The 10,035-nt window shown below is 64.5% G+C and carries 7 protein-coding genes; 3 read left to right on the top strand and 4 right to left on the bottom strand.

Features of this window, described 5'->3' with window-relative positions; all coding sequences use genetic code 11:
- Window positions 1-264 precede the first annotated feature (264 nt).
- Complete coding sequence (locus CR492_RS11965; protein ID WP_102843989.1) at window positions 265-468, bottom strand: DUF1192 domain-containing protein; 204 nt, start codon at window positions 466-468, stop codon at window positions 265-267.
- Window positions 469-827: 359 nt separating this feature from the next.
- Here CR492_RS11965 and CR492_RS11960 point away from each other — a divergent pair, with 359 nt between their 5' ends.
- Window positions 828-1,772, top strand: a complete 945-nt coding sequence (locus CR492_RS11960) for a hypothetical protein (RefSeq protein ID WP_102843968.1) — start codon at window positions 828-830, stop codon at window positions 1,770-1,772.
- Between the two features lie 16 nt (window positions 1,773-1,788).
- On the opposite strand, the gene CR492_RS11955 is transcribed toward CR492_RS11960, so the two are convergent.
- Both CR492_RS11955 and CR492_RS11950 read right to left on the bottom strand, forming a co-directional pair.
- Window positions 1,789-3,510 carry a PQQ-dependent dehydrogenase, methanol/ethanol family gene (locus tag CR492_RS11955; RefSeq protein ID WP_245412059.1) on the bottom strand — a complete coding sequence of 574 codons (1,722 nt, stop codon included), beginning with the start codon at window positions 3,508-3,510 and terminating at the stop codon, window positions 1,789-1,791.
- A gap of 129 nt (window positions 3,511-3,639) precedes the next feature.
- On the bottom strand, window positions 3,640-3,951 hold the full coding sequence (locus tag CR492_RS11950; RefSeq protein WP_102843966.1) for a plasmid stabilization protein: 312 nt from the start codon (window positions 3,949-3,951) through the stop codon (window positions 3,640-3,642).
- A 332-nt stretch (window positions 3,952-4,283) separates the two neighbouring features.
- On the opposite strand from CR492_RS11950, the gene CR492_RS11945 reads away from it, so the two are divergent.
- The gene (locus tag CR492_RS11945) at window positions 4,284-5,522 is read left to right on the top strand and encodes a metallophosphoesterase family protein (protein WP_102843965.1); all 1,239 of its coding nucleotides are present in this window, start codon (window positions 4,284-4,286) and stop codon (window positions 5,520-5,522) included.
- The gene (locus CR492_RS11940; RefSeq protein ID WP_102843964.1) at window positions 5,522-9,007 is read left to right on the top strand and encodes a YhaN family protein; all 3,486 of its coding nucleotides are present in this window, start codon (window positions 5,522-5,524) and stop codon (window positions 9,005-9,007) included. Before CR492_RS11945 ends, CR492_RS11940 begins: the two co-directional genes overlap by 1 nt.
- Here the strand turns inward: CR492_RS11940 and CR492_RS11935 are convergent.
- Window positions 9,004-9,822 carry a TIGR04325 family methyltransferase gene (locus CR492_RS11935; protein ID WP_146030250.1) on the bottom strand — a complete coding sequence of 273 codons (819 nt, stop codon included), beginning with the start codon at window positions 9,820-9,822 and terminating at the stop codon, window positions 9,004-9,006. The two genes, CR492_RS11940 and CR492_RS11935, sit on opposite strands and share 4 nt — an antisense overlap.
- Between the last annotated feature and the right edge of the window lie 213 nt (window positions 9,823-10,035).

The raw sequence follows: 10,035 nt of genomic DNA, 5'->3' as shown, positions 1-10,035 counted from the left end.
CAAAACGCAGACAACGCTAACCGCCCCGGTCGTAACCCAGACCAGGGAAGCAAAACCCGAGAGCATCCCGAGAAACGAAATCCGCGCCCGCCACATCAGCAGCGCCGCTTCCAATGAGGGGCTTATAGACCCCGCCGGTTCAGCTTGTCAACGACGCTATGGAGCTTTTTTGACGCAGCCATGGCGGCGCGCCGACAGACCCATGACAAAGGCGCCTCGCCGGGCCCAAGACCCGTGCGCGGGCGGCGTTAGGAATCACGCGCGTCACGTCTTGAAGAAGGCCGCGGCGGCGCCGAGCGATGCCTGCTTCGCCTTGCGCGCGACCTCCAGCCGGTCGATTTCGGCGAAGAGCAGCGCAATCCGCTCCTCGATCTGCGAAATCGAGAGATCGTCGAGACTTTGCCCGATCTCATGCTCGGGCGCCTTGCGCGCGGGCGCGCCAAGAAAATCGCCTTCGTCGGCGCTCATGCGATCACTCCCCGCGCGCTTTGCGGTCGGCCCGAACGCAAAGCCCCCGCCTCCGGCCTGTCGCGCTTGCGCGACGCAGGCCCCGCCAGCCGCCAGAAATGCGGCGGCCTCTTGGGACCATACCATGTTTCGAGACGCGTAAAAACGCCAGCGAGGCGGCACTGCCGTCGTCTGACGAGGCGGCGCGACAAAGCCACGGTCAATCGCGCAAGTTATTCTGAATATTAAATTATTTATTAAGTTTGAAGGCGCTCCGCGCGTCACTTTTCGATAGGCCAAGCTATATACATATGGGAATATTTGGCGTGACCAGGCGCCGCCAGACGCGTCGGTCGTCCCAAATCGAACGAGATCCAAGCATGCCGCATCGAATCGCTTTTTTTGCCGCGGGGGGGCGCGTCGCCGCCTGCGCGAGCGCCGTCCTCTGCTACGCCTCACAGCAATCTTTCGCCGCTGAAGCTGCGCCGCCCGCCGCCCCTCGCGCCACGCCTTCGAACGCTCCGCTCGACCCGATTCTCGACTATTTTGCCCATTGGCAAGAACGGGTCGAGCGAGCGCAGGCAAGCCAGCCGCATTGGATGACGCCGATGACCACGGTCACGCCTCGGCTCGAGCAGGAATATCGCTTCGATCTGTCCCAGCAGTCGCTGGAGAACGGAGCGAAGGTTGTCAATTACGGCGGCGGCAAGGGCCTTGAGCTTATCCCGACGGAGAGCACGGAAGTTTTGCTCAATGTGCCGAATTACGAAAGCCGCACGCAGGTCAAGCCCGCAACCGGCTTCAACGACGGTAATTTCGTCACGATCAAGCAGCGCTTCCTCAGCGCGAATGAGGAACAGGGCGATTATGTCGTCAGCGGCCTCCTCGCGGTCCAGGCGCCGACCGGAGTCACAGCCTTCACAAACCGGCCTGCCTGGATCGTCACCCCCTCGCTCGCCGGCGGCATCGGCTGGGGCGATTTCGACATCCAGGGGACCCTCGGCTACACGCTGCCGACCGACAATCAACATGAGGTCGGAACGTCGCTCATAACCAGCGCGACGCTGCAATATCGCCTGGGGGAATATTTCTGGCCGGAATTCGCCATGAACGACACGCAGTGGACGAGCGGCCCGCGCGCCAGCCGCAACCAGTTTCTCGTCGGCCCCGGCATCGTGTTCGGCCGATTCCAGATCTACGAACGCGTGAAGCTCAGCTTCGGCGTCGCCTACCAGCTCGCCGTCGTTCCCGAGCGCGCCATTTTGTCTCCGCTGACGCCAACCTACAATCACGCCATGCTGCTCAGCATGCGCATGACCTTCTGACCGGCGCTCGAAAAGCTCACCGCAAGCCGAACACCGTGAGTTGGCCGCCGAGCGCCGTATATTGCGCCAGCGCCGCATAGACCTCGGGCGAATTGGCGCCTTCCTCGGACCGGGTCAGCCCCGCCGTCAGGCCAGCCCCGGCCCAGCCGCCGACGCCCGAGAGCACGGCGATATATTCACGCCCGTTCGAGGAAAAGGCGGTCGGGTCGCCGACAATGCCGGAAGGAGTCTTGAAGCGATAGAGCTCCTTGCCGGACCGCGCGTCCACGGCCTTGAGATAGCCCTCGAGCGTGCCGTAGAAGACAAGGCCGCCCGCTGTTGCGAGCGCGCCGGAGACCACCGCGAAGGGTTCGCGCACCGACCAGACCTCGCGCCGCGCCGCCGCGTCCCAGGCGATCAGCCCGCCCATCTCCGCCCTGCCCTTCTGCGGAAACACCGACGTATCCGCGCCGGTATAGGGCTGGCCCTGCGCATAGTCGATGTGGAAGGGCTCGTAATCCATGCAAAGGCGGATCATCGGCGCGTAGAAGAGGCCTGCCTGCCCGGAATAGGCCGCGGGATTGGCGTTCTTGGCGCCGACCGTCGCCGGGCAGATATTGTGCGTGACTGTTTCTTCCCCGTTGGCCTCGGTCGAAAAGGCTTTGTCGAGCACCGGGCGGCCGTAGCTTTTGGAACTTTTATCGAGATCGATTCGGCTCGCCCAATTAACGGCGGGATCATATTTGTCGGCGCTGAGCAGTTCGCCGTCGGCGCGGCCGAGCACATAGACGAAGCCGTTGCGATCGAAATGCGTCAGCGTTTTGCGCGCCTGCCCGGCAACGACGGTCTCACCGAGGATCATTTCATTGACGCCGTCATAGTCCCATTGATCATGCGGAATCATTTGATAGAGCCAGGCCGCCGCGCCCGTATCGGCGTTGCGGGCGAAGATCGTCATCGCCCATTTATTCTCGCCAGGCCGCTGCAGAGGGTTCCAGGTCGAGGGGTTGCCTGTCCCGTAATAGACGAGGTTGAGGCTGGGATCGTAGGAAATGCGGCCCCATGGGGCGCCGCCGCCGAGCGCCCATTGGTCGCCGCTCCAGCTCTTGAGGCTGGCTTCCTCGCCGACGCTCCGGCCGAGCTCCTGCGTCTTGACGGGATCAATCAAGGTCTCGGCGTCGGGCCCGGTCGAATAGGCGCGCCAGATTTTTGCGCCTGTCGCGGAATCATAGGCGGTGAGATAGCCGCGCAGGCCAAATTCGCCGCCGGAGACGCCGACAAGAACCTTGTCCTTGACGACGATCGGCGCCGACGTTCCCGTCGCGCCCCTGGCCGGATCGCCGTTCTTGACCGACCACGCCGGCTTGCCTGTGCCGGCGTCAAGAGCGACCAGCGTCGCGTCCGCCTGGTAGAGAAAAATCTTGCCGGAGCCATAGGCGAGGCCGCGACTCACAGCGTCGCAGCACATCACAGCGATGACGCCGGCATCCTGCCTTGGCTCATATTGCCACAGGATCTTGCCCTCATGGGCGATGTCGAGCGCGTAAACACGGTTGGGAAAGGGCGTCACGAGGTAAAGCGCGTCGCCCACGACGAGGGGCGCGCCTTCATGGCCGCGCAGCACGCCAGTCGAGAAGGTCCAGACCGGCGCAAGGTTTTTTACCGTGTCGACGTTGATCTCGCTCAACGACGAATATCGGAGATTGGCGTAATCAGGATCAGCGTTTGCCGCGCTCCCGGCCTGTGCGCCCGGCGTTATCGCCGCAAGCGCGCAGGCCGCCCGGATCAAGAATTTCCGTTTCAGGCGCGTCCCTCCGAATTCCGATCAATCGGCCGGAAGGTTGCGGCAAAATCCCTTCATTGCAAGCTGCGACTGCAAGGCGCCCGCTCAGCCCTGCGCCGCCTTCGCCTTGCGGGTCGCCGCGGCTTTTTTCGCAGAGGCGGAGCGATCGGCCGGGGATCGCCCGGCCGCCGCCGCCCCGCCCAGTTCGCCGCCCTTCTGCGCCGCCGGATGGCCGGTTTCCTTGCCGCGCCCCGAGCCACCCGGCTTCTTGCCGCCGCCGTCGTCCTTGTTGACGGTCGCCCAGGCGCGGCGCTCCGCCTCTTTTTCCGGAACGCCTTTGGCCTCGTAGCTGTCCGCGATATGGTCGGCCTTGCGTTCCTGCTTGTCGGTGTATTTCGATTTGTCGCCCTGCGGCATGATCGGTCCTCCGTCCTCCGGACAGGCCGCCGCCCCATTGGCAACATTTTGAGGCCGCCTGCGATTCACGTTGCTCTTAAAACGTCACGCTTTGCATCCCGTTCCTGCGAAAGGATCGTCATTCGAGGATGCGGGCGATGCCGCGGACCGAGAGCGGCCGCAGAGCCTGGCTCCCCGCCCTTGGCTCCTCATCGTTCATAGAGGGGGAAAACGTCCCGAATCAGATGACGGCAGCCGGCCTTTGATTCTATAGGTCAAAGCCCTGTGGTTTCGCCAAGAGCCTGAGCATCGGCTGCGTCCGGTTCCGTCGCAAAGGGCTCGAAGGATCGCCTTTGCGCTTTCGCTTCATTCACGCCGCCGATCTCCACCTCGATAGCCCCTTGCTCGGCCTGTCGCAGAAATCGCCGGAGTTCGCCGCGCGGGTCGAGGACGCTTCGCGTCAGGCGTTCGACAATCTGATCGCTCTCGCCATAGGGGAAGACTGCAAGCTGATCGTCATCGCCGGCGATTTGTTCGACGGCAATTGGCGCGACTATCGCACCGGCCAATTCTTCGTCGACCGCATGCGCCCCTTGCGAGAAAGAGGCGTGCGAATCGTCATGATTCTCGGCAATCACGACGCGGCAAACCCCTTCGCCAGCCGCCTCGAACTCTCCGACAATGTCACGCTGCTGCCGTCGAACCGGCCGCACACGATCGAGATCGACGAGATCGGCGTCGCCGTGCATGGACGCAGTTTTCCGCGGCGCGAGGTTTTGGAGAATATCGCGCTCGACTATCCAAAGCCGCTGCCCGGCCGTTTCAACATCGGCCTGTTGCATACCGCCGGCACAGGCCGCGAGGGCCATGACAATTACGCGCCGTGCAGCGTCGAGCAACTGGCCAATCACGGCTACGACTATTGGGCGCTCGGCCATATCCACGCCCGCGAAGTGCTCGCGACGGTGCCGCCGATCATCTTTCCCGGCAATCTTCAAGGCCGCAGCATCAAGGAGACCGGCGCGAAAGGCGCTACGCTGGTTACAGTTGACCATCATGAGATTGTCGCGCTGGAGCATCGCGCCCTCGACGTCGTGCGCTTTGGCGTGGAGAGGATCGATGTTTCGGGCCTGACGGATCGCGATGCTTTGTTCGCCGCCCTTCGCGCGCGCGCGCAATCGGCCTATGAAGCGGCGGACGGTCGCGCGCTCGCCTTGCGCGTCGCGCTTTATGGGCAAAGCAGTCTTCACGCCGAGATCGCCGCGAAAGCGCAGCATCTTCGCGAGGAGGTGGAAACCCTGTTCGCCAGCATCGCGCCCGATCTCTGGCTCGAAAAGCTCGCCGATCGCACAGAGCCGCCACACCGTCCGGCCAGCGTCGATCCGACCGTTGCGGGCGGCCTTGCCGACGCCATCGCGGAACTCGGGGCGAATGGATGGCTTGAGGCGAGGCTTGCTTTGAAACTGGCCGAAATCCGGCCAAAACTGCCGGCGGGCGCGCGCGCCGACGATCTGTTCGACCAGTTGAGCCGCGAAGGCGCCGCGAAGGCCCGCGCACTCGCCCTCGCCCTGATCGAACAGGGGCAGGGCTGATGCGCTTTCAATCCCTGACGCTCGAAGGCTACGGCCGCTTCGACAGGCGCGTCTTGAGCTTTCCCGATTCGCCCGGACTTTGCATCGTCTTTGGAATGAACGAGGCGGGCAAGAGCACGACGCTTGAAGCGATCGCCGATTTTCTCTTCGGCGTGCCCGAGCGCAGCAGGCGGGTCGAGCTTTTCGGCGCCGACAAACTTAAAATCGGCGCGACGATCGCGCTGAAGGATGGAACGCAGCATAGCCTTAGGCGCCGCAAGGGGCGCGCGCGCACGCTGACCGGCGAGGGCGGCGAGATCGCCGACGAGGCGATTCTTGAACGGCTTTTGGGCTCGACCGACCGGCGCCGCTTCCAGTCGCTGTTTGGGCTCACCCACGCGAGCCTGCGCAGCGGCGGCGACGATCTGCTCGCGGCCGACGGCGAGATCGGACGCCTCATTCTGGCGGCGGGCGGCGGCCTCGGCTCGCTGCTCCCGCTCATCGAAACGCTGCGCCGGGACGCCGCGGCCTTGTTCGCCACGCGCAAGAGCGCGGACCGCGCCTTCTATGTCGGGCTCGAGGCGTTCGAGGCGGCCGAGAGCGCGATCAAGAGCGGCCTCGTCACCCGCGAGAAACATGAAAAAGCGCTGCAATCGCTGAACGCCGCGCACGATACGCTGGAGGCGCGCCGCCGCCGCCTCGCCGAGCTGACCGCGGAAAGGCTCCGGCTCGAGCGCCTGGCGCGAGTCGCCCCAGCGATCCGCACGCTTGACCGGTTGAGCGAAGAGTTCGAAACCCATGCCGAACTGGCTCGTCTCGGAGAGGATTTCGCTGCTTCCTGCTGCGCGGCGATCGAGGGCGCAAAAGCTGAGGAAAAGGCGTTGGCCGACGCGGAGCTTCGCCTCAAGACGCTGGAAACCAAAATCGGTGCCCTCAATGTGCCGTTGGCGCTGATCGCGGCCGAGGCCGCGATTGCTTCCGTTGGCGTAAAGGCGCTCCATGTCGCCAAGGCGCGCGATGACCGGCGCAATCGCGAGCGCGAACTTGCCAGATTCGGCGAAGAGCTGCGCCCGTTGCGACAAAGCCTTGGCCTTGCCAGCGACGAAGCGCTCGAGGCAGCCTCGCCTCCGCCGGAGGCCATCTCCCGCGCGCAGAAACTCGCGGCCGAGGGCGTCGGCCGCCGCGCCGCGCTCGCGGCGATCAAGGAGGAGCGGCTGCGCGAGACGCAGACGCGCGAGGCGATTTTACGCCGTCAGGAGGGGCGCCGCGCGGCTAGAGCGCATGAGCCTTTGGGTTTTGCCGCCGAAGCGTTTTCAGCGCTTCCCGACAAGGCCGCGTCCGTTGCCGCAAAAGAGCTGCGTCTGCGCAAGAACGAAACCGAGCTGGGCCGCGAGCTCGCCCGGCAAAATCTCGCCAGCTTCGACGAACTCATGGAGCAGGCGCTGCCCGATGCGCCGACGATTGAGAGCGAGACCAACCGCCGCGCCTCCATCGAGGCGGAGCTTTCGCGGCTCAATGAGCGGATCGCGGCGGAAGCCGACAAAGCCGCGCACGCAGCGGCCGATATCGACCGGCTGATGGTTGGCGGGGCGCCCGCGACCTTTGCTGCGATCGCCGCGGCGCGGGCCGAGCGCGACGAGGTCTTCGCCGCGATCAAGGCGCGCTATCTTTCGGCAGGCGCCGGCGCCGCGCCGCTGGAACAACGCGCCGCCGATGTCGCGCTCAGCGAATCGCGGACGCGGGCTGCGGATGATTTGTCCGATCGGCGCTCGCTTGAAGCGGAGCGGGTTGCGGCGCTGGAGCTCGGCCTGCGTGAGCGAGCGAGCGCCGATCTCGCTTCGGCGGCGCTCAAGGAGCGGCGCGAGGAGGTTTTGGCGCGACGCGACGCGCTGTTTGCAGCCTGGCGCGCGGCATGGCCACAGGCGGCGCCATTCGCAGATCTCGGCCGGCTGAAACAGGCTTCATCCGCGCGCGCCGCCCTGCTTGCGCGGTGGGGGGAGTTGCAGGCGCAGGCCGAGGCTCTCGCAATGGAAGAGGAAGCGCTTGCGCCGCGCCGCGACGCCCTCACCCGCGCCGAAGTACGGCTTGGACTGGCGGCGGGCGCCCTGGCAGGCGCCAGTCTCGCCGACCGCGTCGTCGCCGCGATCCGGGCAGCAAAAATCCATGAGGAGTTTTACGCCGATTTTCGCCGCGACGAGCGCGCGCTCGACGACATCGCGGCGAAACTGGAGCGGATCGACGCGACGCATTACGCACAGGTCGAAAGCGAGGCGTGCTGGAGCGAGGATTGGCGCGCGGCGCTGGCCCTGCTCGGCGTTCGCGCGCCGACGGCGTTTGAAGAAGCCAATGAGATCGCGACGCTCTGGGCCGCGGCGCACGGCCATTTCGAGGGGCTGCGCGTCACCCGCAACCGGCTGAAGCGAATGGACGAGGATGAGGCGGAGCTTGCCGCAGGCGTCCGCGCCATCGCTGAACAAATCGAACTCGCTCTGCCGCACGATGCTGTGGCGGCGGCAAACCTCCTCGCCGAACGGCAAAGGGAAGCGCGCGATCTTGCGATCAAGCGCGCCAGTCTTGAGAGCGAACTGCCGGTGCTGGCTTTGGAGCGCGACGAAGCCGGGCGCCGCGCTTCGACCTCCCGTGACGAGCTCGATGCGCTCGTCGCGCGCGCGGGATGCGCGGGAGCCGAGCTTGCCGCTCTTGCCGCGCGTTGCTCCGAGCGCGCCGAGATCGCACGCCGGATGCATGAGCAGGAAACGCGCATCGAAGCGCTCGGCGACGGGCTGGCCCTCGCCACGCTGCGGACGCAATGGGCCAGCCGCGACGTGGACGAGATCAAGGCGACCGCGGCCGAACTCGAAAGCGAGACGAAAGACCTCGAGCAGAGCGTTGAGGAAGCGCGCGCCGCGTTGCAGGATCGCAGCCGCGAGTCCGCCGCGCTGGCCGCGCATGAAAGCGTCAACGCAGCCGTCTGCGGGCGCGAACGGGCGACGGCGCAGATGCACGAGACTTTGGAGCGCTATGTGGAGATCGCGCTGGCCGAAGAGCTTTTGCGCGAGGCGATGGATAAAATGCGCGACCAGCAGAAGGACCCACTGATTGCGCGCGCCGGAACGCTGTTTTCCGCCGCAACGCGCGGCGCTTTTTCAGGCGTCGGAACCGACGTCAACAAGGAGGGCGCGCCGATTGTCGTCGGGCGGCGCGCGGGGGGCGCGGAAATTCCCGTCGCGCTGATGAGCGATGGCGCGCGCGATCAACTCTATCTCGCCTTCCGCATCGCCAGCGTCGAACGCTACGCCAGCGCCGCCGAGCCGCTGCCCTTCATCGCCGATGATCTTCTGGTCCATTTCGACGATGAGCGCAGCGCGGCGACGCTGGAGCTTCTGGCTGGCCTCGCGGAGACGACGCAGGTGTTGCTGTTTACCCATCACCGCAGCGTCAGCAACGCAGCGGCCGACCTCGCCGGACGAGGGAAGGCGGCGGTGATCGAGCTTGGCGGAGATTAATCCGCCTTCTCGAAATAGAGACCAGCGAAATGCGGGACGCGTTTGTCAGGGTGGAACGGGATGAAGCAATCGAGCTCATGCACATCCCAGCGGTCGCGCAGACGATAGCCCGCCTCAGTGAAGTAACGGAGAAACTCGGACTCATTGTAGACTTGATAGGGCGACACGGCAGAGCCGAAATTCTGCAAGGTCCAGAACGTCGGACCGCTGGTCAACGGAACCTTGTTCAAAAGGACATGTCTTGGCCGCGAGCAGAAGCGATCGAGGAGGCCCGGCACAGCGTCTTTGATATATTGGATCGCGCCCGCCGAGATCAGAATATCGGCCGGCGGCGCCGCCTCCGGCGAGGTCACGAATTCGACCCGAGCCTTCTGCTCTCCGGCAATTTTCTGGCCCTGTGCTGCGATCGCATCGACCTCCGCCACCACCCAACGCGCTGCGGTGGGAAGAGTAAAATAGCGCTTGAAGCCATAATAGGTGAGGCCAATGCTGCCGCCATAGTCGACCAGCGTCATATTCTCGCGCAGCAAAATCGACAGCCACATCAAAAGCGGATAGGTAGCCTCCCGCATCGGCGCGATGTTATCAAGCCAGATTGACGCGGTCTCTTCATTGTTCCAACCCGTGGCGCGGCCGTCAATGATATCGGCCTCGGCGTCCTCATAGCTGCGATAGACGCCGCAGAACAGACCCGCGTGATGGCGATAAGTCAGCGCGAACTTCCGGTATAGCGCCTTGGTGAAGGGGATCCGCCCAAGAACCGAGCCGATCGACGTGCCGCCGAGCCCGATTTTTGCCAAATCGTAAATAGACATGATAACGCCTGCCTCAAAGTCGCAGAGCGCGCAAAACAGCGCGCGAAATACCTTATGCAGGCAGATGGTCAATATCCGCAAGCAACGCCAGATTGAATCGGAAGTTTTGCTTGAAACTTTATTGTGCGGTCAGAGCGCTTTTTAATAAACGGATTTGCGCGCAAAGATGTGCTTAAACGCACGCACTTCAGATCGCGATGGAATGGAACCTTC

It is taken from the genome of Methylocella silvestris, from assembly GCF_002891535.1.
GTDB lineage: Bacteria > Pseudomonadota > Alphaproteobacteria > Rhizobiales > Beijerinckiaceae > Methylocapsa > Methylocapsa silvestris_A.
The sequence above is the reverse complement of the archived record's forward strand: the minus strand, read 5'-3'. Positions and strand labels throughout refer to the sequence as shown.